Raw genomic sequence first — 22043 nt, forward strand, 5'->3', positions numbered from 1 at the left:
CCCTCTGTTTGCGTCTCCTAACGCATAACGACCTAATAAGATGATGCCGATACTGAACAAAGTAATGATACAAGCCAATATGATAGACAATCGAATTCCCCTTTTTCCAAGACAGACAAAGCTGTACCTAAGTTTATTTGATGCCCTATTCTATGTCGTTCGCATTCAATGTATGAATCGGTTTCTCTGATTTAAAATTGAAGAAGAAGAATTGATTGACTAAAATATTTTTGACTATATGAGAAAAATGGGGATATGATGTTAGAAACCAAACAAGCGAAGAAACTAAAGGAGAGATGATAAAGTGCGGAAGTTGAAGGGAAAACTGAAAGACATATCTGGAGGAACATCGATAGAACTGACGACAGTCTTAATATGTGCAATTTCCATAATCGTCCTGTTGAACATATTTTTATTTAGCAATGACAACACTTCGTCTGAATCGGCAGAGTGGCAAGTGGAAGGCGATTCACTTCTAGATGAAAAGGAAGATATTCGAGTGGTTTTATTGCAAGACATCCGAGAACTCAGTTCAGACTTGGAAATGGGGGACTGGGATGAAGAGAAGATGGAAAAAGTGCCTGAATTGAATGAGCGATTCACTTCTTACAACGGAGGGACTTTAAAAGAAGAGTTCGTGTCGGATATGAAGGCAGTAACTGAAAATCCTTATGATGAAGAAACGAAAAGTCGTCTACAAGAACAATTGGACAACTTGGAAGACTACCTAATGACGACCGTTTTTGTCGAGGAAGAGGAAGAAGAGCCGATTCAAACCCTCGGCACATTTAATTAAAAAAGACATGACCTATTGTGTCATGTCTTATATTTTCTCTGCAAGCAACATCTGATAAGCATCATGGACGAGTGCAATGTAAAGTGTCTGTGTGCCACCCCATTCTGCGTCGCACACGATAGAGTCGTATTCGAACATCTGATACAGAAGGGTCAAACAGGTTTCTGTATCGCCGGATGATTGGATGACACCTGCAACAAGTTCCACATCATTCAAAGACGAGTCATACTCCCCTTCAATCGCACGAGACAGCACGCTCTCTAACCCTTCAAACGCAACTTCCCCCCAGTTCGATAAATAATCCGTTTGCTTGTCTAACTCGATTAAATACTCTCTGAATTGATTTCTGTCGATGGTGAGATGCTCTTGGGAGAGAGACTTTCTCCCTAACCATTCTGCAGTATGGATAAAGCCTCTTTGAGCATATCCCTCTGCGACACGCTTGGTGTCTGTAAAATAAAATCCAAATCCTTCAGTCGTCCCTTGAATCCCAATCTTGTGATAATCAAATGTTTCAAAATGCTCAGGTGACCCGTGGTAAACCTGCATGTCATCGCCCCTTTTCACTCGGTTCATATGGAGAACCACTGTTTCTTCATTCTCAATATTGTATTCATTTAGTATTAATATATTTTTGACAATAGTCAAAAATGGTAATATACTAGAATTATCAAATCAAGATATCAGGGGGAATAAAGCATGCTTTTACTAAATATATTGATTCTGTTTTTCGCTACAATCACTCTTGTGTTTACATTCAATCATTTTAAGACGGTGATGAAACAACGAAAAATCTTACGCCTTGTACATGGTGAAAATTTGAGTATTGTTTCACCATCAATCTATCTTGCGGTCAACCTCGGGCAGTTCTTTATCGTCGGGGTCGGTTCATTCTTGAATGACGAGAATATGATGAAGTCATTCTTGTATGGATGGGCTGTAGTTGTGACGATTCTCATCTTCCTTATTTGCGCTGTACTTATGTAAACTGGGGAGTATCGAGTCCTTCTCAAAGATTACAAGGAATCGCAACGTCCTTACTCTCTTATCGAGTCTTATTTTGGAAATTTTTCATCCGGTGATGAGGGGGAGAGGAATCGTGACAACTTCTTTGAAGCATTTGGGTATACGGTATTTCGGGACGAGAATCGTGTGTTTTTCCGTCGATTCAATCAAGATACGAACTTTGAACTGGTATTGCGAGCGGCAACGTTATATCACGAGTATTGCAAGTTGCTAAAAATCTCTGAAGGCTTGCCACTCTATCACAAGCTCGATGAAGAGGATAAAAAACGGAGTGACAGTCTTACTAAAACCATTCGTGAGATGAGAGCGGAGCTCAAGAAATTTGGGTCAGAGATGAAGCCTTTTTTCAATTTGAAAGGTGACGAACGTTATAGCAAACAAGAACTAAAGAAACTACGAGAACTTCGAGACATAAAAGACTTCAATCCTGTAAGTCTGAAAGGATTGCATCCTACAATTGAAACGCTTCATTTCATTCAAAAAGACCCGAACGTGTCGTTTGAAAAGAAAGAAGAAGCTCGTCAGTTAGAACATCAAGTTAAACAGATATTATCCGACGCAGATACACCAATGCTGAGTGCTGACGAAACATCCGATGGCTTGATGAATGCAGTGAAAATGTTTCACCGTATTCAAACATGACAGATAGCTAAAAAATATAAGAGACGCATATAAGGGAGGATAAATAGATGATACTTTTTAAAGTAGTAGCCATGACAATTCTTGTTTTGATAGCGATTCCTCTTCTTCGATTATTATTAAAAGAACATTCCCACATAATGAAGATTAATAAAATTAGAAAAGAAGTCGGGTCTGACATTCGTGAACATTTTGATGGAGAATTGATGCTCGCCCTTGTCGGGATACACTTGCTTTTTACGAGCTTCATACCATTTGCACACGGTGAGGCTAATATTTCTACACTTATCTTGATGTTGGTCTTGACGACATTTATGATTGCCGTGTTTTCTTCCTTCATCTTGTCAGAAGACGCTGTGGACAAGGATGTGAGAGATTCGCAATATCGGATAGAAACGTTCTTCTGGAACAATTCTGATGATAATTCTGCAAAGTTCCGTTCTGTTTTCGAGTTTTCACCTTTAGAGAACTCGAAATATCGTTCATTGCCGATTAAACAAACTGCAGACTTGAAGCACCTGACAAGAATCGCAAAAATCTATCATGAATATTGGAGATTGTGTGATTTGAAGAAAGGTCTACCGGATTATGAAGAGCTTTCCGATGAAGATAAAATCCTTTATCAAATGAATGATGAAACATTGGTTCTTTTAAGAAAAGAATTGACGAATGAAGTGTCAACCGTCAAAGAGATGGTAAAGTTTGATAAAAACGGGGATGAACGATTCGATGAGAAACAACGAAAGCATTTAACAGAGCTCCGAAAGATGCCTTCTGCTCGAAACCTCAACACACATTCATCACATCCTGCTTTGGCGATATTGACAGAAATTAAAGTCAATCCTAGAGTTTCGTCTGAGCAAAAAGCGGAGGCGGAGATGTTGGAATCACAGGTGCGGGCTGTCATGGAGGAGAACAACAGTATTTTCGAGGAGAACAACAGTATTTTCGATATAAATGAAATAACCCAAAGTCACCTAGATGCGGTTCGGTTACATTTCCATATACCAAAAGAAAACGCCTAGTCAGGCGTTTTTTTCTTTATCTCTTATATGAACTAATTCATTTGAATAGAATGAAACATAATAAAAAAAGTAGTGTAAACGTCTACTTTTGTGAAGCATATCCTGGAACCGGATTTGGAGTATTCTCTGAGGTGCTTCAAGTGATTCTATGTACCTTGCTTTACACGTTAAATATATTCATTGTTTCTTTGGCAACCATTGAATTCAAAGAACGTAAATTGAATGAGAATTAAAAAGAGGTGACATTTGTCACCTCTTTTCTTTAGTCTCTATACCCATAAATGACGGCACGATTTTCTTCTTTCAATCGTGCAATGGATTTATCAGCTGAAATCGTCGTCGTCTTCTTGTTCGGATTCGGTGGTAGCGCTCGTCTACGACGAGAAAACGCTGTCCGCTTTCCTTTAGTCGTGGCACTGACTTCTATAGCTGTGGCAGGTTGTTCCTTCATCGTCTTCACGCTCCTTTCCTTGTAATGAGAGTATATCATACTTCGGGTTCATCCTCCATCTGCGCTTCCATATGCGCTTCCAAGGCACTTTCTCTAGACATCTCTGCAATGTCATCACCAAAATCATCGAAGTCCATCTCATTTGATAATAGCCATGCATCGAAAGTATACATCAGGTTCAAGAGAAGGGCGGCGTCAGCGCCACCGACATGCACTCCATTGCGACCTGTGATGACAAGGATAAAGTTATAATATTCGCCGAAATAGGGGAAGATAACCGTTGTCTGCCCGTCATTGAAGATTTCGATGTTTCTGGCAGTCACCAACTTGGCGACAGCATCTCTATCTCGCATTCCGACGGTTCGGGTCTTAAGCTCTTGATGTTCCTTAATCAACCGATACTTCTCTTTGAGGTTGTTCGAGAACACATCTTGCTCTGCTGACGACTCGACAAAGTAGGAGAACAGATTGATATCAAATGCGCCCGTATATCTCTCCAAATACTGCTTCATACTATTCTCGTACCCTTCAGGAGAAAAGTCAAACTCATCCTCCATCCACCAAGGCTCTGAGGGCTTTGGCATCATCTCATGCGTTTTCAGTATCTTCTCGGTCAGCAATTGTACATTGCCCTCATTCTTCTCGATTCGGTCAGTATATTCTTCTTGCTTCAATTCGTGCGACATGAACTTTGTGATGTCTGGAGTCTGTAACACCATCAAATCAATTACAATCACTCCAATCACAAACCCGACAATCCCTGTTGTTGTTTGGAAAGGAAATGAATCCTGCAAAAAAAGATAATAGGTTGAAGTGATGACAAGCAGATAGTAAACCTTACGGATAAGTGTCCGGTTCTTCAAATAGCTCTTACGATTCCAAAAATGGAAGAACGTGCTCAAGGCGAGAACAAGCAATAACATGTAGCCGATTACGGTGAAGCCCGTGGTGATATTCATATAAATCTCCTTTCTCTACTCTACATATAGAATAACATTTTTTCTCATTTTTGTCAATTTAATTTGACAATTAATCCCCCGTCATATTTCAGTCGTTCCGCCATATCATAAAGGATAACCAAAAATACAGTTGTGTGGAGATACACCAAGATTAGAAGGAGTGTGAATGATGAAATACAGAATTTTGCCAGAGATAAATATGGATTACAAATCACTTGCAACACTTTTTCGCATACAAGCTCTAGTAGATATCCCTGAGCACGGTGTCATAAAAGGAGAAATGGGAGGTTGGGTCGATGGAGACGATGCGCTCTCGCAAATCGGCTCGTGTTGGATTGCCGACGAGTCGAAGGTTTTTAACTCGAAAGTAGAAGATAACGTGCTGATTAAGGGGGAATCCATCATTTCTGACGATGCCATCATCGAAGGTGACGGAGTCATTGAAAATAGCACCATTGCACGATGTCAATTGTTCGGAGAACATCATATCAAGGACTCAAACATGTTCGATGCCTACCTCGGTATGCGTTCAACGATTGAGAATTCAACATTACAGCACATCGAAGCTGAAAGTTCTGACGTAGAACTGTTTGTTCAGAGTTCAAGAATCGAAAGTAAGGAAAAAGTGAGATGTGGAAATGGCATGCATGTCTTTGATAATGTGAGACTATTCAGCTCACATAGTGAATTTATTGGTATGAATACACTTATAAATGTAACCGTAGACACGAAGGTTGTTCGTTTTAGATGTATCGGAATCAAGAGGGACAACCATGTTGAAAATGTGCATTTTCATGTGTCACAACATGTTTCAATTGAAGAGTCGGTCCTTGAAGGGAGCAGTGAGTCCAGTCGAATCAATATATCTGGAAAAAATATCGGCATGATAGAAACGGTCATTCGAGACAAGGTTGTCATCGAAGCATCCATCATGCTCACTCAAGTAAACCTCCTCAAATATGCCAGAATTCATGCTTTACACGGTCATATTACGATGACATCTTCAATGATGACCGATTTTTCCTCGGTTGAAATGAAGCGTGACGGATATAAAACCATTCAACAGGAACAGTTGTCCGGAGACAGCTTGCTCGTTTTTTAAATTGAAACAATCAGATGAAGGCATTCATCAATTAATTTAAGGAAAAGGAGTTTATCTATATGAAATACACGATATTAACAGAAGAGAGCATGGAGCATTTGTCTACGACAACGTTATTGCGAATCCAATCATTGGTGGATATCCCCAAACATGGCGTGAAGGCGGGAGACAAAGGTGGATGGATTGAATGTGCAAGCAATCTCTCGCAAGAAGGAGCATGTTGGGTCAGTGATGAATCAAAAGTCTATGGTGGGGCACGGATAGCAGGAAACGTACTCGTGAAAGACTCTTCAATTATCAGTGAAGAAACAGAGATTCAAGGCGAAACTATTATCTCAGGCTCCAATCTTGAACGCACCTTGCTGTCAGGAGAACATCAAGTGACAAATTCTAGCCTAATTAATGTTGGTTTGGGTGAAAGGTCAACCATATCGGAATCTTCCTTGCGAAACATGGAAGTCGAAACTTTGAGAGTAAGACTTACAGCAGAAAATTCCCACATTGAATTTCAAGACGGTGCAACCTTTTATGAAGGGAATCACTTCTTTAATAATTGCGCTTTCGGCTGTTCTTATGGAGCATTCTCCGGAAACAATACGATGGATAGAGTTGCAATTGAGGCGGATGTAGACAATTTTAAATGCCATGGAACGACCAAAGGAACAGTGATTAAAGATGTTTGGTTTTATCATTCAGGTGAAATCGTTATCGAAGACTCTACAATGCATGGGGAAAGTGACCTTGAAAGGATTCATATTGGGGGAGATGCGCTCTCTATCATGCGCTCTGAAATAAAGAACAGAGTGAAACTCGATGGACGCCTCGACCTTCAATATGTAAAACTGAGTGACTACGCTGTCATTGAATCCTGTCACGGACGACTTAATCTTGACCATGTGGAGATGAGCGAATTCTCTCATATTGAATCGATAGCTAACACAGAGACAATCAAATATACCAAATTGTCTGGTGACATGTCGTTAAGGCTATGAAACGAAAAGACCCCCAAAGAGGGTCTTTTTTAAATCATATTACGCCATCAAAGCGCATAACATGAATTATTCAGCATTCAAGGAGTCATTGATTTGACTTACTAACTCTATCAAAGGAGAGGTTGTTATGTTCTCAATCCAACAAAAAGTAGAAGAAAAGTCGTTTAAAGACTGTTATGTCGTAGAGGTGACGGGTAGATTCGTCGCTTCTTCCGGAACCGCCGTCATGAACATGGGGGGATTCCATCCGAAAACAGATGAGGTTCATCTAGCTGATTTGATTGAAACGCTAGAGCGTTTGGTCACCGCATATCGGTATGGGAGAGGCGAGGATGACGAATACTATCACATCGATGGGTATGAGAAATGGTTCGCTCAGTCTTCTTTATTGGAAAAGGAGATTCAACAGCTCCCTACGACCGTCCAAGAGCATGGGGTCGAATGGTTGGCTGACCCTGCCGGTAAGCCAGGGAGTCGGGCAACGTTCGCATCGTATGAGCTATATTATTTTGATGAGAATGGGACAAAATATCAGGTGGCATATACGCCGGAACAGATGCGAAAAGTCTCATCTTCGATGATTAACCAAATCGGTTATGACAAGAGCACCGGAAGTCTCCGTGTCGAGTTCGTGGGAGGCGCTGTCTATCGATATCTGGATGTCCCGCACTCCGTGTATCAAGACCTTCTTGTCGCAGAGTCGAAAGGGAAATTCTTGAACCGAAATATCAAAGGGCAGTATGAATTTGAACGTGAGAGCTAAGGCTTTAAAAACCTCCATACGGAGGTTTTTTTATTCAGAGATGCGACATCATTTCATTCATATCGTTCTGTTCACTGTCATAAGATACGGAAAGGAACTAGAAAGGACGTGACGGCATGTCAACAGATGTAACTATGAAGAACAACTTTAGACCGGGCATGATGGTAGATATTGAGACGGACTCAGATAAAAAGAAGGGTACCGTGACGAGAGGCATCATTGCCAAGGTGTTATCCAAAGGAAATCAGCCTAGCGGGGTGAAGGTTCAGCTGACAACTGGAGAAGTCGGACGTGTTTATGAAATCCCGTCTCGTGACGAGGTGAGGCGTGAACATTTCCGTTTTTATAACACGTTCTTCTTCTTGAAGAAAATCTATTCGGTTTGGGTGAAGAAGGAGAAACGCTACTATACGCTGAACTATCCGTCTGCGCACGGAGATGAGAATACTGCCTTCCTCTTTGTCGAGAAAGAAGAAGGCGAACAGTTCATGAAAATGATGAATCTTCATCCTACTGAGTATATGGTCAAGGAAATCAGTAGAAGAAAACCAATCCATGAGAACTTCAAGACCTTGGAGGTCGATGTGTTCCGTATCGACCTAGATAGAAAGGTCTCCGTTGAGAAACTCATAGAATTGGAGTCATATTTTAAGAACATGAGATAAAGGACACTCAAAGAGTGTCCTTTATCATGTTTAGCTATTCATGACCAACGAGCCGCTCAATGAAACAGGAGTCCCGTTGTTCCACCAAATTATCTCCAAATGAGGAAACTGACTACTCAAAAGAACAAGACGTTCTAAGTCATTTCCGACGTAACGGGTGCATCCCAAGCGGATGAGGTCTGCCCCCAGGCGCTCCGACTCCGAGAACGAGGATGAAGCATCCGCTCCTAACTCATACGAGCGAGCCGGGCATAAAGGTGTTTGAATCCCTTCTGTGGAAAAAAGGTCTTGATAGATAAAGATTTTGCTTGGTTCATCAATATAAATGATATCCTTTGTCTCTATCATGTTTATTGGGGAAATCGACCATTTCACGTAACGATTCATTTCGTCTTGCTTGAAAAAGCAGTTCGCATTGAACACGGTAAATTCTAATTCGTGGTCTACAAAACGTTCGCTCTTGTCCATTGATTCATATTGAGGGTTCAGCTTAGTTCTCTCCCAAGGTAATAGGAAGGTATGTCCCGGAACAGAAGTGGAAAAACCGCAAAATTTCGGATTTGATGCTGAGAGCAAATCTTTGAATACTACGAATGTATCCACGCAATATCCAAGGTCCATAAGGAACTTTTCACATGAGATGAGTGTTTTACCCGAGCCTGCCATATCTTCTACAAGTAGAATCTTTTTATGTGGAGCGGGTTCTCCTATCCACGTGACCTTGGGTGATGCTAATTTTCGATGATAAGCCAGGTAATAAATAGGGAGTCCTGTTCGTACTGAAAGATGTGTTCCCGGGAACAATCCCCCACGTACAATCACAACAATGGCATCATAGTCCCTCCTACGAATCTCCGGAACAAAGGTATCAATCTTTGTGGCAATTTGATTGTAGGAAAGATAAGAATAATGAGGCTTGGACATACTTTATTTCATGCTCCTTTTTAGATTACATAAGTTCTCTTTCATGATGTGTTTGTGGTTATACGATGAGATAAACAGAAGTATGATAAATTATCAATAAGAAATCAGGAGTGTATTTGACACAATCATTGAATCAGGAACCATTTATACAAAAGGATTCAACTAATTCGAAACGTATATCAATCAATTAAAAGGGGATATGAACATGTACTCATTCATCATTAAATTGGCTATTATTTTATCAACATACTTTGTAATTGCACGCCCGATTGTCGCTTCAATAGATAGTGGGGCATCTCAGGACTTGGCAACAGTTGCGTTCGCCGTCTCGATGATGATTCTATTGAAAACACTTGAGGAGAAAATCAAAGTAAAAATGAAGGAAAAAAAAGACCTTATTTTTTAAGGTCTTTTTTTTGGCTTAAAATGTCTTGAAGTAATGCTTAACCAGTTCAGATTCCATCTCCAAATGAAAAACGTTGTTTAGACCGAAAAATGCTTTCCAATCAGACGGGGTCAACATGGCAATCTCGCAATCCTGTACAGGGAATGTCTCGTTCCCATTCATCACAAGTCCGAGGTAAGGTAATTTATCATTCGAGAGGTAGTGAGACAGCCCACAGCCATATGAATAGTGCGCCAATTCATTCCTGTAAGAATACGGAATGATTTCCCTATAACCACGGTGTGGTAATTGCGCCTCATTGAATGACGCAATCATCGTACATAACTCTTTCGTGACATCTGTGGACTCTTCTGTATTCCTGTTTAAAAAAAAGAATCGTGTAGAAACTGTAGATGCCTCAATCGAAGAAATGCAACCCACCAATAAATATTCACCGTTAGCCATACCTTTATCCTCCTTTTAAAAAAGGTGTTCATTTGAACACTGATTTTTTTTTGTTTTCAGACTATCCTATTCAAAAGCCATAGAACATATAAAAAAGGGACTGCAATTGCAGTCCCTTTTATTGAGGTGATGACACCTCATATGGGTAATAGGGATGGATATATTTGCTCAGATACTGAGGTTGGATGGGACTCATCAGTAGTTCATGAAAATAGAACAAGGGGACGTGATGATAAGAAATCGTTTGGCTCTCATAGCGGATGTTCAATCGCTTTTCTTCCCGTTCATAGGTGATACGTAGGATGGGGTCTAGTTTGATTTGCATGAGCGGCATCAGTACATGTTACCTCCTTGTGAGAAATTTTGGTTCGATATACACCGGTTTTCGTTCGAGGCAAGAAAGAAAGCATCTCCTGGTGCATACATTGAAAGTGAGAGTGATGTTGATAGAAAAGAAAGGGTAAATCCATTGAGTTTGAAAGAAGCGAAGCTCACCCCAATTTATTTGTCTAAAAATGTAAAAAATCCTGCATAAAATCCAAATAATTTATTAAATCAACCACATTGAGGTGGTTTCCTCAAAATGAGGACTCTAATAGACCATCAAAAATAACAACATTGGAGGTGTGTGAAGATGAAGAAGCACCTGTTGCGAATTGTACTGACATTTATGGCTTTCCTGATGATTGCATCTGCATTATTGCCAGTTTATTGACAAACATGAGTTTTGAAGAAAATACAAAGGTGAACAAAAAGGGGGGATTGAATTGAGAAAGAAATTTGAGTTTACGGGACTAGTGAAAGAGTGGACGAATGCGGTAAATGGTAGAAAAACGATAGTGAAAGAGATTCGCTCACTGATTGACATTCCTGCTCATGGGGTCAAAGCCGGAGACAGGGGTGGGTGGTTGTCGAAAGAACAAAATTTATCTCATCGAGGAATCTGTTGGCTCGACGAATCGAGTATCATCTTGAACAATGCACGTCTCGACGGAAACGCACTGTTGACCGGTTCGACCTTGAGCGACCAAAGTGTCGTCAATGGTGAATCGACTGTCAAGTTCAGCTTTCTATCTGATGATGTGATTGTATCAGGACAATCGAATATTTCAGCGAGTTTACTCCAAGGGGCAACCGCTGTTCAAGGAGATTCTTTTGTATCCGACTCGACCTTGCAGAATGTTCGGTTGCAAGGGAAGGCAAGGATTGATTGCCAGGATACGACCATCCTTTCTGAACAACATCTTTTGGTGAGTAGTTCACTTGTGGCGAAGGATGTATTTTTGGAAGTGGAGAGAGGGTTCATCTTATCCCCGACCGTACTGGAATATGTCCATGGTGATGTGAAAGAACTGCAGACCGGAACGAAGACAAGCTTGAAACATGTGTCATTCAATAAGACGAGTCTTGAGACAACCTCATCCAATAATGAGAAACCGGTCATGTTAGAAGGAAATCCGAGCATAAGGATAATCGGTGGGAACTATGTATTGGACGATGTGCTCATGAGAGATGGAAGCTTTCTGGAGGCTTGTAATGAAGAGAGTGGAATCATAACGATAAAGAAGAGTGTATTTGAGAATTATGCGGCATTGAAGTGTGAAGGTAAAAACCGTTCGTACCGATTAGAATCTTCGCATTTAAAGGACTTCTCGAATGTGGTATTTGGCACAGCCAGTGCGGACAGTCTTTCTCGTAATATCGAGCTTTCAGGCGATAAGCACTATTATGTTTGAGGTAGAACATGAGAAAGCTTATAAGAAGAACGCAATCTCCTTAGTATGAAGTTACACGCTGACGTCATCAGTGTCGAAAACAAATTTAATCGCTTTGAAAGAGAAGCAAACATAAAAAAAGAGCCATCGGAATTGCAGTTCCAATGACTCTGCCTCAACAAATCCAGACATTTGCTGAAGCGTTATTAGTGTTATAGTATCATCGCCAAGATTTTATCACAACACTAGCCGTGTCGAACCCTGTTCGATAGGTAGACACCCTCTAAGATATATAGGGGGATAGCAGATGAGCCAAAAGTGTTTTTGTTTATGCGGAGTCACGACACCACCAATGTCGTAGAAGGAATCCCGTATGGATAAGAGCACTTTTTTATGTGCCCTATGACCGCAAATCATAGGAAGTGTGGTGTAGCTACCGTAGTAAAAGGGAACGGCTCGGCGATAGATGAATCTTTCCACTCATCTTTTGTCGTCAGTGAGAAAAGGGATGTAATCTCACACATGCCTAAGTCTCTGGAATGAGTGGTCATTCTAGCAGATATGGCGAAAAACATTAAAACACTATGGAGGTCTAAATGAGACGGATTGGTACGACTGTAGATAGCTTGAAAGCAATTTTCTAGTAAGCGGCTTATCCGTCTTATAGCATGAGGAAAATGATAAAAGTGAGAAATCATTGACATCTTTTTCTAAGGATGCAAGGCGAATCGTCCGATAATACGGATGTGAAGACAAGAACTTCACCCTCGAAAGAGAACGATTGAGGACATGAGAACCAATCGTACCCGATGCTCAAAAGAACGTTGTTTGAGCGGGATAAGCCTTGTTCGGGAACAGCCAGTTTCCGAAAGTCAGTGGAAAGCACATCGAAACCTATACACAAAACCGAACGACGGATGTATACGAAAGATGAGTAGACTTATCTGCATTTTTTGTGCAAGGGATAAGTCTGCTCTCCAAAAGCCTGCCACACCCTCACTCTGGATGTATCTTCAAAAAACATAATAAAATTGAATAAAAATATATTGACTATTGTCAAAATTAGAGCTATTCTGTACTTACGAAACAAAAACAAAGGGGTTGCAATATCGTGAGAAAAACAACAGCCGCAGTCATGCTATCAGTATCTTTGTTGATGGGTGGAATGCAAGTGACCGCTCCATTGGAGGTGTCGGCGAGTACGACGATTAAAAACAATGTGAGCTACAGCACCACAGCAAATCTGAACATGAGAAGCGGGGCTAGTACAAAATATCGTGTGATGACAACCATCCCAAAAGGGAAGCAAGTCACGTATGTCTCTAAGCATGGTTCATGGTATAAGGTCAAGTATGGTTCAAAAACGGGATATGTCTCTTCAAAATATCTAAAAGCAAAAACAGCCACATCATCTAAGATTACGACTACGAGTTCGGCGACCAAATATGCGACAACATATAATCTGAATTTACGCTCTTCTTCTTCTACGAAATCGAAGGTTTTAACAACCATCCCAAAAGGGAAGCAAGTCACGTACATTTCCAAACGAGGCTCATGGTACAAGGTCAAGTATGGCTCGAAGACAGGTTACGTCTCTTCCAAATATCTCAAGAAGGTGACGGCTACGCCCAAACCTTCGAATAAGCCCAAACCATCTTCCCCTCCAAAGGTGAACACACCCGCACCATCCCTACCGACTGGAGGCGCAAAACCTTTGGGGCAATACTTTACAATTGATTCCTTAAACCTTAGACAAGGGGATGGCATCGAGCACGCCATCATTGTATCAATCCCTAAAAACGCTTCGGTCGAGCACTTGGCTACAAAAGGGAACTGGTATAAGGTGAAATACGGAAAGCATATCGGATGGGTGAATGCGAGTTATCTCTCTAAAACACAGTTGAAAGAGAATGAACCGAACGCAGGTGTCAAATGGCTTTCTTCAGAAGGTGAAAAACGAACAGCGATGTTGATTTCGAAGATGAAGACAACCCCTATCCGTTCGCCATTCATCGTTCCTACAGTCGGGGCAGTGAGCTCGCCATACGGCATCCGTACAAACCCGACAGATGTCGGATATGAATTCCATACCGGTGTTGATTATGCAAACAGCATCGGAACGCCAGTGCTTGCGACAGCATATGCGATGGTTGACCGTACTGTGACTAGCAATGTAGGTTATGGCAACTATGTGATTCTTCGTCATGACTTGAGTGGTATCACGTTCTATTCGCTTTACGGGCATTTAGATAAAATCTTGGTCAAACCAGGGCAAAAAGTCAGTCAGGGACAACAGATTGGTGAGATGGGGACGACCGGACGTTCTACGGGACCTCATTTGCATTTCGAAATTCAAAACGAAAGTCGCCAAAACGTCAACCCGGATACGCTTCTCCGTTATTGATGAATCGAAAAGGTCTGAAGGATATCCTTCAGACCTTTTTTATGATTAGGCGGAAACAAATCTGCGTATCATGAATAAATCGAAAATGGGGGGGGTGTTGAAATGCCTAGTGACAAACACATCATATTAATCAACCCGAAAAATGGAAGTTCAGATGAAATCAAGGTAGGTTTCTCCTGGACAATGCTCTTTTTCGGGATTTTCGTTCCGTTGTTCAGAAGTGACTGGAAGTGGTTCTTCATTCTCGGGGGATACGTTATTTGGAACTCTTGGATGGGTTCCCATCTGATTGAAGAACAAGAATGGTTACAGACGCTCAATTTCGTCGTGCAATGGGGGATGGCTTTCTTCTATAACCGTATTTATATCAATGAGCGATTGAAAAAAGGTTGGTATCCGTCCTCTCATATTTCAGAGGAACGCTTGAGAAAAGCCAACTTCGTATGGGATGAGGATAAAAACACAAAGCATGATGGAATAAACGTGGAGAAAGGAGTGGATAAAAAAGATGAAGAAACCGGATTTTGAGTCATATAGAGAGTTGATGAATACCATCGATGTTGTTCATTATGAGGAATTGAACGGAACCTTTAGATATATCGACACCTCGAATACTATCAATATCTCTAAGGGCGGGCTTCAAAAAGAAATCGAGTTCGGGATGGAAGAAAAGCGAAGTTTCGGACTGACCGCAAAATTAGGATTGATGGACAACAATCAAGGTGTACTTGATATCTGTGTCCGAATTCGAGAAGATGGTCATTGGAAGGATTATCTTGATGGAACCCTTGTTCCGAAGCACGAAAGAGAAGCTCAGCAGATTGCAGAAGCCTCATCCATGCTCATCGATAAGCTTCGTTTGGCATTAGAAGGCACAGGAATTGAAGTCATTGATAGGACGAATGAGCCGCTTTCGCAATGGAACAGAATCAAACGGAACAAGACAGAACTTGAACGTTGCAGACGGCTATATATGTTGTCGGTTAAATAATTGGATGATAGAAGCAAAGGGAAACCTTTGCTTTTTTGTATGAAAAAAACTTGCCCCCGCAAGGACAAGTCACTTTAAGAACAAGTTATAAATCACGATGAGCACCGAAGGTAAAACCAATACGTTTGCTAAGGAAACGATAAAAAATAGAATGGAACGGCTCCTGATAGCTCGATATAGTCCGACTAATCCGACGACAGACGTGACAAAGGCAATCATCCATATGCCAGGGATGACAAAAATACCGACAAATTCGACCCAATCGATTGTGGAGCGTTCAGTGAAGTTTTTTGCGACGAGAATCGTGATGGCTAACAATCCTGTAGTTAAGAGAGGTAGGGATTGTCGGAAAATCAAGACCGGAACAGACGCTTGTTTGAATGCAAGAATCACATAGGCTAAAAGAATGATGAACAAAAATACAATCTCTACAATGATGAGCAATAATGAACTATCCATCGAGACACCTCCTTCATTTCAATGAGTTAATTCGTATACTCGAAGTAATATTCATGGTATCGATTCACTGAAGAGTATATTCCTCCATCTGGACGAATGTGGCTGAAGCAACCGTTATTGTGAAAGCAGAAACTATAGAGCTTTTTAATTTTGACTATTGTCAAAATAAAAAGTATATTGATTGCATAAGAGAGGTGATGTTGAAATGGAACGTGCGAACAAAGAAAAACAGACTCTTAACCGAACGAATCCAAATAGCAAGAAGCGGAAATGGGCGTTCGTGATAGTAAATCTCAGCATGCTGATGGTAGTGACACTCATTTTATTTGCTGACGAGACGTTCTTGGGAGATTTCCATACCGAAAGTTATGTCATCGAGAAGCACAACGTGGAAGGTGATGCCCTGTACACCTTCGAAAGTCGCAATTCGGAGGCAGATGATGTCATTCTTTACAACCCCAATGAGTCGATGTTGGAGGATACGATGGAAATTGTTGTGTCGATGGACGGCAAAGAGCGGGAAGTTCGCTTTCATGACTTAACAATCATTCCGGACGATGTAGAAGACTTGGTCGTTGAACTGTCTGACCTTGACGAAGATGGAAAAGCGAAAGGTGTCCTGCATGTCCCGTCTAAAGAAGCCTTGTACAAATAACGAATGATTCTATGGATAGAGGTGTCAAAATGATTCGATTTTACATTCTTGAATGGCTGTATCAGGCATACCCGTGGACAAAGGCGATGCTTCAATATGTGACGATAGGGTGGTTCGCAATGTATGTGACAGTCATTTGCGTCATTTTCTGTAAGAAAGGATTTTCATGAAAATGAGTTGCCCATTTTGCAGTTTGAATGACGTTCACATGGAAACAGCATTGTGCAATGTCATACGTGATAAGTATCCGGTATCACCAGGTCACACTTTGATTATTCCCAAGCGTCATGTCGAGACATATTTCGATTTGTCTAACGAGGAGAAGGAAGATGTGATGCGTCTCATTGACAGTCTCAAAGAAGAGATGGACATGGCGATTCATCCAGATGGATATAATATCGGGTTCAATGCAGGAATCCACGCAGGGCAGACCGTCATGCATTGTCACATCCATGTGATTCCACGATATCGAGGGGATATGGATGACCCACGAGGTGGTGTACGAGGAGTCATCCCGTCAAAGCAGTCCTATTGAAAGGTAATAAAACAGAGAAAGTAGGGGGCAAGATGAACATCTCACAAGATAAAAACTTGATATCGGAAATAAAAGCGAATGCACTTTCAAAAATGTTTGGGTTGTTCACGACGAGTGGGTTGCTCGTACTTTATATTCTCTTCGTATTGCATGACCGAACAATCGTCGAAAAGGTGAGTCTTTCTTCTTTCGTACTTATCTCGGCACCGTTCTTCGTGTTGTATCCCGAGGATATTTCCCTACGAATTCGGGCAACCATGATGTCCCGTGCGAATGGTGCCGGTAAGGGGAGTCTCAAAGAACGTAGCAAGACGGGGATTCTTCCAAATGGACAACTGGTGTCCTTCGTGGAAGAGACCATTTTGACGTTGAAACGTCAACAAGGGGTGAAATGCTACAAGGGCAGAATTCAAACCATGCCCGCTGAACAGAAGAGCTTGGCATTACATGAAAAAATGCAACGTCATTTGTATACATGTCTCAAATTCCGAGAGAAACGAGGGGTCTATGATTCAACTTTACTCATCGCATTCAACTATTTGATGTATACACATTCACTATCGATTGAATCGTTGACTGTTCTTGAGACTGCCATTCTATTGAATGTGTGGTTGGTCGTGACGATACTTTTTCGGAATGCCTTGTTCGAGGCTTTCTTCATGAAAGGTCAAAAGATTTTTCCGATGAGGGGCTATGGATTAGGTGAAGTGACCAGTTCATTTCATGATGATGGCGATGTTGAGGTTGCAAAGCATTACTTAAAGAACAATGGATATAAAGGATACCCCAAAGCCGTCATGCTAGACGGAAGCATGCTCATTGGAGCTGTGAGAGCGGATGAACATGAGAAGAAGATGATACCGGTGGAATATATTCTGGTTAGTCGAAAATAGAAAAGGAGTGGAAACATGAATCATATGAATTGGGACGATTATTTCATGAATGTAGCCATTTTGTCGGCAGAGCGAAGCAAAGACCCGAACACGAAAGTCGGCGCCGTTATCGTGAACGAAGATAAGCGCATCGTCGGAATCGGTTATAACGGGTTCCCGAATGGTTGTTCAGACCTTGATTTCCCTTGGGCTAGGGAAGGGGCATATGAGGACACGAAATATGCATATGTCGTCCATGCCGAAGAGAACGCCATCTTGAACAGCACGCATAGTTTGAAGGAGGCGAGCATCTATGTCTCCTTGTTCCCATGTAACGAGTGTGCAAAGAAAATCATTCAGTCAGGGATTCGAGAAATCGTCTACCTGTCGGACAAATATAATGGAACGGCAACGGACATCGCCTCAAAACGAATGTTGAAAGCATCTGGAGTTAAAACCAGACAGTTAAGCATGGAAAAGACGATTCGTGTACGAGAAGAACAAAAATCAGAGGTGCAGAATTAGTTTTTTCGGAAGTCATCTTAAATAAAGTTTAAAAAAGGTTGCAAAACCTTTTGTCAAATTAAATTGACAAGAAGGGTGGGATAATGTGGTTGATAAAACAACAAAATCAGTTTTTAGCTCAGAAACCACGTGTAAAGAGTGCGATGAACGGATTTCTGGGGAAAATCGAGCATTGTTTGTACCGATTAATAGGAATCAAAAGATTTACAAATCTGTAGGGTGCGAGAGTTGTAAGCAAAACTCAGAAACATAACATATATCATCTAATGAAAAAGGAGTGTTGTATATGACACAAAAAAGTAAACCAAGGTTTCCAAAAATGACGGAAGCACAGATTTGGGAAGCGAATCGAGAACGCATCTCTGAGATTGCAAAAGAGTATCCGGAATGCGTCGGAGTCCCACTTTTCTACTTCGATGGTAAGAATAGCTTCCTTAGCAATTTCGAGCATTCACCGATTGAACTACGTGGTTTTAAGTTCGAAAACGGTGAGGCGGCTTTCCAAGGATTCAAGGACATGTCTCGGACAGCGGAATTCGAGAGTCTGACACCTTCTAAGGCGAAGCAACTTGGACGACAGGTCTCATTGCGACCTGATTGGGAACAGGTCAAGTATGGCGTAATGTATGAGGTCGTTTACTCAAAATTCTCACAAAACGATGACCTCAAAGACAAGCTGTTGGCTACAGGCAATCGCCTTCTCGTTGAAGGGAACTGGTGGAATGACAAAATCTGGGGTGTCTCCAGAAACAAAGGGGAAAACCATCTGGGCATCATCTTGATGCGGGTACGGGATGAACTGCGAAACTAACAAATAGCCCTCTCTCTGAGGGCTATTTTTAAAAAGGAGTGGGATGAGGATGGAATTGACAGATGATAAGAAACACATCTTATCGGAAAGTCTGAAGAAGGTCTCCCTATATGCTTCGATTATTCAGGAGAAGCTCATGGATGATAAGTGGAATGAAATTGATATGGAAAAGTTGTCTAGATTATTAGAGTCCTACACCGTAGAGTCGTTGAACGCACTCGACTTCGATTCAATCCTGGTCAAGCAGTCTGATGCTCGATATGAAGAGATTCGACAGGCGAACAAACGTATCCAACGTTTGGAGAAGGAGCTTGCGGACAAACACCCATTGAGTGGGCTCTCAAACCTTTTTAAGAAGAGCCAAGACACTCTTTCAAAATGGTGGAAAGAAGAAGGATTCTCATTAGTAGAGGATATGAAGATGTTGAGAAATGGCTCACTGGAGGTGAGTTTTGGATTTCACCTGATTGGTCGAGTCCCGTTCTTGAGTGAGAACCCGAAATTAGAGCATGAAAGTCTACAGAAACATATCCGCTCACTTCGGGATTCAGGATTCGTATTCTTTGACTCTAGCCCATATGGAATGTTCAAGAGCAATCTAATCGACACGGATGAGAATAAAGAATTGTTGAATCGTCTTGTGCAGTCAAGATTCCCGTCTTTCGAGATGGGTGATGTCCAAACGAAATCACTCGACGGGACAGAGTTCATCATGTCATTCAGCGGTGTCATTCAAGATATGTCTGATTTTTCACGACAGCCACAACAGACGAAGGAGTAGTGAAAATGGGGTATGAATATCATCTTTACAAGATGAAGAGAGTAGATGTAGAAACGTTGAGAGACATGCCATATGATGTGGCGGTTGAACGTTTTGGAGAAGAGACGTTCTTTTATGCAGGTCATCTCCCGATGGAGAACCTTCACTCGAATGGAGACCTCGATTCTGACGAACTTCTCGTCATTACAGAAGATGCCATCCCGCTTTTTGGGGATAAGTCTTTTGAGAACACAGAGGAATCAATGATTCTTGTGCTCACAAGGAAGAATGTTCAATCTTGGATTGAATGCTATCAGAAGAGGGTCATCAACTATTATGAGAAGTTAGTAGAAAAAGACCATGATGCAAGAGAGAAACACGTTCGTGGTGTCTTAGACGAATGGAAGTGGAAGGAATCGTTCACGTTGGAAGATACTCACATGAGTCATTCTGCTCTTTACGAATATGCGATTTTCCAACTGCTCTTCCATATGAAAACATTGAAAGAGGATGAATTCTTTATTTTCACGGGGCATTAATCCCATCTTGTGATAAAGAATATTCTCGAAACATAAGATAAATAGAATCTATTAAATGGTGCGACAATGTCGCTCACATCACAAGGAGGCATTTCATATGCAGACAAACGAACAACAAGTGATTGAACTTCAAGGTAAACATAACCAAGCAAAGGTGTTCACACACAACCTGGACGACGTGACAATCGGGCAGGTTCTAGGGATGCTGAACGAACCGTTCTCAGCAGGGAGCAAGATTCGAATCATGCCGGACACACATGCAGGGAAAGGCTCTGTCGTCGGAACGACGATGACCATTACGGACAAGGTCGTCCCAAACCTCGTCGGTGTCGATATCGGTTGTGGGATGCTTTGTACGAAGTTGGGCGTCAAGAAAGATGATGTCGATTTCGCACTTCTTGATGCAGTCATCAACAAGCATGTTCCAAGCGGTATGTCCGCACGTTCGTCGGCGCACCCATTCTCTAAGAAAATTGCGTTCGATAAAGTACGTGCTCCATTCAACCTAGACCGAGCGATGAAATCCGTCGGGACGTTAGGAGGCGGAAATCACTTCATCGAGTTGAATGAAGACTCGAATCAAAACCTATATCTTGTTATTCACTCTGGAAGCCGACACCTCGGCAAACAGGTTGCTGAACATTATCAAGGGATTGCATTCAAGCGTTTGTCTGAGCAGTCAGATGATACAAAGAATGTGCTTGAGAAGTTGAAATCGGAAGGACGCCACCAAGAGATTCAAGCTGTCATCACAAAGATGAAGGCTGAACGTCCTATCATCAACAAAGACCTTGCTTATGTGACAGGGAAAGATATGGATGACTATTTGAATGATTTGGACATCGCACAGAAATATGCCGCACTCAACCGAAAAGCAATGACAGCGGTCATTCTTGAAAACATGAAATGGGAGATGACGGAGCAGTTTGACACCATTCATAACTATATCGACCTGGACAATATGATTCTTCGTAAGGGTGCCATCTCCGCTCAAAAAGGAGAGATGGTCATCATTCCGATGAACATGCGTGACGGTTCGATTATCGCATTTGGGAAAGGGAATCCGGACTGGAACTACTCAGGTCCTCATGGGGCAGGTCGTATCATGTCCCGTTCAAAAGCGAAACAGATGGTGAAGCTTGAAGACTTCCAGGAGACGATGAAAGATGTGTGGTCAACATCCGTTGTCGCATCCACTTTGGATGAATCGCCATTCGCCTATAAGCCGATGCAAGAGATTATCGACAATATCCAAGACACAGTGGACATTCACGAAATCATCAAGCCACTCTACAACTTCAAAGCGAAAGGGTGAAGTGACATGTTTCAACATGTATCGACAGACCATATGGGACTCAAGTTTTATGAGTGTCAGGATAAGCGATTTGAGGTCATTGAACAGGCGAGTGATGGTCTGTTCTTCCTCTACCGCCACAACAATGAAACAGGTGAGTTTGATTGGACTGAAACCAAGCATACCTCGTTGGCTTCTTGTGAAGATGAGGTCAACAAGCTAATGAAAAACTGATGTAAGAAGCTCCTTTTGGGGCTTCTTATATTTTTAAAATCCTCCGTATAGGATAGG

The 22043-nt window shown here is 41.7% G+C and carries 29 protein-coding genes; 22 read left to right on the plus strand and 7 right to left on the minus strand.

Annotated elements, in window-relative coordinates:
- The first annotated feature begins 304 nt into the window (after positions 1-304).
- The gene (locus tag KNO61_RS12680; RefSeq protein WP_214688220.1) at positions 305-796 is read left to right on the plus strand and encodes a hypothetical protein; all 492 of its coding nucleotides are present in this window, start codon (positions 305-307) and stop codon (positions 794-796) included.
- A gap of 27 nt (positions 797-823) precedes the next feature.
- Here the strand turns inward: KNO61_RS12680 and KNO61_RS12685 are convergent, their stop codons facing one another.
- Entirely contained in the window at positions 824-1345 is a 522-nt protein-coding gene (locus KNO61_RS12685; protein ID WP_214688218.1) for an ADP-ribosyltransferase-containing protein, read from the minus strand.
- Between the two features lie 150 nt (positions 1346-1495).
- Here KNO61_RS12685 and KNO61_RS12690 point away from each other — a divergent pair, with 150 nt between their 5' ends.
- From KNO61_RS12690 to KNO61_RS12700, 3 genes are all read left to right on the plus strand, one after another.
- Entirely contained in the window at positions 1496-1783 is a 288-nt protein-coding gene (locus tag KNO61_RS12690) for a hypothetical protein (protein ID WP_214873497.1), read from the plus strand.
- A 165-nt stretch (positions 1784-1948) separates the two neighbouring features.
- Positions 1949-2464, plus strand: coding sequence for a hypothetical protein (locus tag KNO61_RS12695; protein WP_214873499.1), 516 nt, complete (start codon positions 1949-1951; stop codon positions 2462-2464).
- A 47-nt stretch (positions 2465-2511) separates the two neighbouring features.
- Entirely contained in the window at positions 2512-3486 is a 975-nt protein-coding gene (locus tag KNO61_RS12700; protein ID WP_214688214.1) for a hypothetical protein, read from the plus strand.
- 262 nt (positions 3487-3748) lie between these two features.
- Here the strand turns inward: KNO61_RS12700 and KNO61_RS12705 are convergent, their stop codons facing one another.
- Both KNO61_RS12705 and KNO61_RS12710 read right to left on the minus strand, forming a co-directional pair.
- Positions 3749-3937: a hypothetical protein gene (locus KNO61_RS12705; RefSeq protein WP_214688212.1), complete on the minus strand. Its 189-nt coding sequence runs from the start codon at positions 3935-3937 to the stop codon at positions 3749-3751.
- 35 nt (positions 3938-3972) lie between these two features.
- Complete coding sequence (locus KNO61_RS12710; protein WP_214688210.1) at positions 3973-4896, minus strand: type II toxin-antitoxin system SpoIISA family toxin; 924 nt, start codon at positions 4894-4896, stop codon at positions 3973-3975.
- A gap of 169 nt (positions 4897-5065) precedes the next feature.
- On the opposite strand from KNO61_RS12710, the gene KNO61_RS12715 reads away from it, so the two are divergent.
- From KNO61_RS12715 to KNO61_RS12730, 4 genes are all read left to right on the plus strand, one after another.
- The gene (locus KNO61_RS12715; protein ID WP_214688209.1) at positions 5066-5998 is read left to right on the plus strand and encodes a hypothetical protein; all 933 of its coding nucleotides are present in this window, start codon (positions 5066-5068) and stop codon (positions 5996-5998) included.
- A 59-nt stretch (positions 5999-6057) separates the two neighbouring features.
- A complete protein-coding gene (locus KNO61_RS12720; RefSeq protein ID WP_214688208.1) occupies positions 6058-6990 on the plus strand; it encodes a hypothetical protein in 933 nt (310 codons plus the stop codon).
- Positions 6991-7117: 127 nt separating this feature from the next.
- A complete protein-coding gene (locus KNO61_RS12725) occupies positions 7118-7753 on the plus strand; it encodes a KTSC domain-containing protein (protein WP_214688206.1) in 636 nt (211 codons plus the stop codon).
- A 116-nt stretch (positions 7754-7869) separates the two neighbouring features.
- Entirely contained in the window at positions 7870-8418 is a 549-nt protein-coding gene (locus KNO61_RS12730; protein WP_214688204.1) for a DUF2196 domain-containing protein, read from the plus strand.
- 30 nt (positions 8419-8448) lie between these two features.
- Here the strand turns inward: KNO61_RS12730 and KNO61_RS12735 are convergent, their stop codons facing one another.
- Positions 8449-9342, minus strand: a complete 894-nt coding sequence (locus KNO61_RS12735) for a phosphoribosyltransferase (RefSeq protein WP_214688202.1) — start codon at positions 9340-9342, stop codon at positions 8449-8451.
- 205 nt (positions 9343-9547) lie between these two features.
- Here KNO61_RS12735 and KNO61_RS12740 point away from each other — a divergent pair, with 205 nt between their 5' ends.
- Positions 9548-9748, plus strand: a complete 201-nt coding sequence (locus tag KNO61_RS12740) for a hypothetical protein (RefSeq protein ID WP_214688200.1) — start codon at positions 9548-9550, stop codon at positions 9746-9748.
- A 15-nt stretch (positions 9749-9763) separates the two neighbouring features.
- Here the strand turns inward: KNO61_RS12740 and KNO61_RS12745 are convergent, their stop codons facing one another.
- A complete protein-coding gene (locus tag KNO61_RS12745) occupies positions 9764-10192 on the minus strand; it encodes a hypothetical protein (protein ID WP_214873501.1) in 429 nt (142 codons plus the stop codon).
- A gap of 118 nt (positions 10193-10310) precedes the next feature.
- The gene (locus tag KNO61_RS12750) at positions 10311-10526 is read right to left on the minus strand and encodes a KTSC domain-containing protein (protein ID WP_214688196.1); all 216 of its coding nucleotides are present in this window, start codon (positions 10524-10526) and stop codon (positions 10311-10313) included.
- A 433-nt stretch (positions 10527-10959) separates the two neighbouring features.
- Between KNO61_RS12750 and KNO61_RS12755 the strand changes: the two genes are divergently transcribed.
- The 4 genes from KNO61_RS12755 to KNO61_RS12770 all read left to right on the plus strand — a co-directional run bounded on the left by KNO61_RS12755 (position 10960) and on the right by KNO61_RS12770 (position 15302).
- Positions 10960-11928, plus strand: coding sequence for a hypothetical protein (locus KNO61_RS12755; protein WP_214688195.1), 969 nt, complete (start codon positions 10960-10962; stop codon positions 11926-11928).
- A 1090-nt stretch (positions 11929-13018) separates the two neighbouring features.
- Positions 13019-14311: an SH3 domain-containing protein gene (locus KNO61_RS12760; protein WP_214688193.1), complete on the plus strand. Its 1293-nt coding sequence runs from the start codon at positions 13019-13021 to the stop codon at positions 14309-14311.
- Positions 14312-14413: 102 nt separating this feature from the next.
- A complete protein-coding gene (locus KNO61_RS12765; protein ID WP_214688191.1) occupies positions 14414-14839 on the plus strand; it encodes a hypothetical protein in 426 nt (141 codons plus the stop codon).
- Positions 14820-15302 (plus strand): hypothetical protein, encoded by a 483-nt coding sequence (locus KNO61_RS12770; protein WP_214688190.1) that lies wholly within the window; start codon positions 14820-14822, stop codon positions 15300-15302. The genes KNO61_RS12765 and KNO61_RS12770 overlap by 20 nt, the downstream gene beginning before the upstream one ends.
- 69 nt (positions 15303-15371) lie before the next feature.
- On the opposite strand, the gene KNO61_RS12775 is transcribed toward KNO61_RS12770, so the two are convergent.
- Entirely contained in the window at positions 15372-15761 is a 390-nt protein-coding gene (locus tag KNO61_RS12775; protein ID WP_214688189.1) for a hypothetical protein, read from the minus strand.
- A 205-nt stretch (positions 15762-15966) separates the two neighbouring features.
- Here KNO61_RS12775 and KNO61_RS12780 point away from each other — a divergent pair, with 205 nt between their 5' ends.
- The 9 genes from KNO61_RS12780 to KNO61_RS12820 all read left to right on the plus strand — a co-directional run bounded on the left by KNO61_RS12780 (position 15967) and on the right by KNO61_RS12820 (position 21986).
- A complete protein-coding gene (locus KNO61_RS12780) occupies positions 15967-16416 on the plus strand; it encodes a hypothetical protein (RefSeq protein WP_214688188.1) in 450 nt (149 codons plus the stop codon).
- A gap of 208 nt (positions 16417-16624) precedes the next feature.
- On the plus strand, positions 16625-16951 hold the full coding sequence (locus tag KNO61_RS12785; protein ID WP_251030848.1) for an HIT family protein: 327 nt from the start codon (positions 16625-16627) through the stop codon (positions 16949-16951).
- A 32-nt stretch (positions 16952-16983) separates the two neighbouring features.
- Positions 16984-17844: a hypothetical protein gene (locus KNO61_RS12790; protein ID WP_214688185.1), complete on the plus strand. Its 861-nt coding sequence runs from the start codon at positions 16984-16986 to the stop codon at positions 17842-17844.
- Between the two features lie 15 nt (positions 17845-17859).
- The gene (locus KNO61_RS12795) at positions 17860-18348 is read left to right on the plus strand and encodes a deoxycytidylate deaminase (protein WP_214688184.1); all 489 of its coding nucleotides are present in this window, start codon (positions 17860-17862) and stop codon (positions 18346-18348) included.
- A 286-nt stretch (positions 18349-18634) separates the two neighbouring features.
- A complete protein-coding gene (locus tag KNO61_RS12800; RefSeq protein WP_251030837.1) occupies positions 18635-19159 on the plus strand; it encodes a riboflavin biosynthesis intermediates N-glycosidase in 525 nt (174 codons plus the stop codon).
- A gap of 49 nt (positions 19160-19208) precedes the next feature.
- A complete protein-coding gene (locus KNO61_RS12805; protein ID WP_214688182.1) occupies positions 19209-19940 on the plus strand; it encodes a hypothetical protein in 732 nt (243 codons plus the stop codon).
- Between the two features lie 5 nt (positions 19941-19945).
- Positions 19946-20458 (plus strand): hypothetical protein, encoded by a 513-nt coding sequence (locus KNO61_RS12810; protein ID WP_214688179.1) that lies wholly within the window; start codon positions 19946-19948, stop codon positions 20456-20458.
- Between the two features lie 118 nt (positions 20459-20576).
- Positions 20577-21773 (plus strand): RtcB family protein, encoded by a 1197-nt coding sequence (locus tag KNO61_RS12815; RefSeq protein ID WP_214688671.1) that lies wholly within the window; start codon positions 20577-20579, stop codon positions 21771-21773.
- A gap of 6 nt (positions 21774-21779) precedes the next feature.
- Positions 21780-21986 carry a hypothetical protein gene (locus tag KNO61_RS12820; RefSeq protein ID WP_214688177.1) on the plus strand — a complete coding sequence of 69 codons (207 nt, stop codon included), beginning with the start codon at positions 21780-21782 and terminating at the stop codon, positions 21984-21986.
- The last annotated feature ends 57 nt before the right edge of the window (positions 21987-22043 follow it).

The sequence above is a fragment of the Exiguobacterium sp. s140 genome (genome assembly GCF_018617035.1).
GTDB classification, from domain to species: Bacteria; Bacillota; Bacilli; order Exiguobacteriales; family Exiguobacteriaceae; genus Exiguobacterium; species Exiguobacterium profundum.

Coding starts and splice junctions, on each gene's coding strand:
- KNO61_RS12805 (WP_214688182.1), top strand. CDS start 19,209: ATGGAATTGACAGATGATAAGAAACACATCTTATCGGAAAGTCTGAAG.
- KNO61_RS12790 (WP_214688185.1), top strand. CDS start 16,984: ATGAACATCTCACAAGATAAAAACTTGATATCGGAAATAAAAGCGAAT.
- KNO61_RS12750 (WP_214688196.1), bottom strand. CDS start 10,526: ATGCCGCTCATGCAAATCAAACTAGACCCCATCCTACGTATCACCTAT.
- KNO61_RS12725 (WP_214688206.1), top strand. CDS start 7,118: ATGTTCTCAATCCAACAAAAAGTAGAAGAAAAGTCGTTTAAAGACTGT.
- KNO61_RS12690 (WP_214873497.1), top strand. CDS start 1,496: ATGCTTTTACTAAATATATTGATTCTGTTTTTCGCTACAATCACTCTT.
- KNO61_RS12715 (WP_214688209.1), top strand. CDS start 5,066: ATGAAATACAGAATTTTGCCAGAGATAAATATGGATTACAAATCACTT.
- KNO61_RS12710 (WP_214688210.1), bottom strand. CDS start 4,896: ATGAATATCACCACGGGCTTCACCGTAATCGGCTACATGTTATTGCTT.
- KNO61_RS12705 (WP_214688212.1), bottom strand. CDS start 3,937: ATGAAGGAACAACCTGCCACAGCTATAGAAGTCAGTGCCACGACTAAA.
- KNO61_RS12700 (WP_214688214.1), top strand. CDS start 2,512: ATGATACTTTTTAAAGTAGTAGCCATGACAATTCTTGTTTTGATAGCG.
- KNO61_RS12785 (WP_251030848.1), top strand. CDS start 16,625: ATGGAAACAGCATTGTGCAATGTCATACGTGATAAGTATCCGGTATCA.
- KNO61_RS12730 (WP_214688204.1), top strand. CDS start 7,870: ATGTCAACAGATGTAACTATGAAGAACAACTTTAGACCGGGCATGATG.
- KNO61_RS12795 (WP_214688184.1), top strand. CDS start 17,860: ATGAATCATATGAATTGGGACGATTATTTCATGAATGTAGCCATTTTG.
- KNO61_RS12765 (WP_214688191.1), top strand. CDS start 14,414: ATGCCTAGTGACAAACACATCATATTAATCAACCCGAAAAATGGAAGT.
- KNO61_RS12685 (WP_214688218.1), bottom strand. CDS start 1,345: ATGCAGGTTTACCACGGGTCACCTGAGCATTTTGAAACATTTGATTAT.
- KNO61_RS12810 (WP_214688179.1), top strand. CDS start 19,946: ATGGGGTATGAATATCATCTTTACAAGATGAAGAGAGTAGATGTAGAA.
- KNO61_RS12770 (WP_214688190.1), top strand. CDS start 14,820: ATGAAGAAACCGGATTTTGAGTCATATAGAGAGTTGATGAATACCATC.
- KNO61_RS12800 (WP_251030837.1), top strand. CDS start 18,635: ATGACACAAAAAAGTAAACCAAGGTTTCCAAAAATGACGGAAGCACAG.
- KNO61_RS12775 (WP_214688189.1), bottom strand. CDS start 15,761: ATGGATAGTTCATTATTGCTCATCATTGTAGAGATTGTATTTTTGTTC.
- KNO61_RS12780 (WP_214688188.1), top strand. CDS start 15,967: ATGGAACGTGCGAACAAAGAAAAACAGACTCTTAACCGAACGAATCCA.
- KNO61_RS12740 (WP_214688200.1), top strand. CDS start 9,548: ATGTACTCATTCATCATTAAATTGGCTATTATTTTATCAACATACTTT.
- KNO61_RS12720 (WP_214688208.1), top strand. CDS start 6,058: ATGAAATACACGATATTAACAGAAGAGAGCATGGAGCATTTGTCTACG.
- KNO61_RS12745 (WP_214873501.1), bottom strand. CDS start 10,192: ATGGCTAACGGTGAATATTTATTGGTGGGTTGCATTTCTTCGATTGAG.
- KNO61_RS12820 (WP_214688177.1), top strand. CDS start 21,780: ATGTTTCAACATGTATCGACAGACCATATGGGACTCAAGTTTTATGAG.
- KNO61_RS12735 (WP_214688202.1), bottom strand. CDS start 9,342: ATGTCCAAGCCTCATTATTCTTATCTTTCCTACAATCAAATTGCCACA.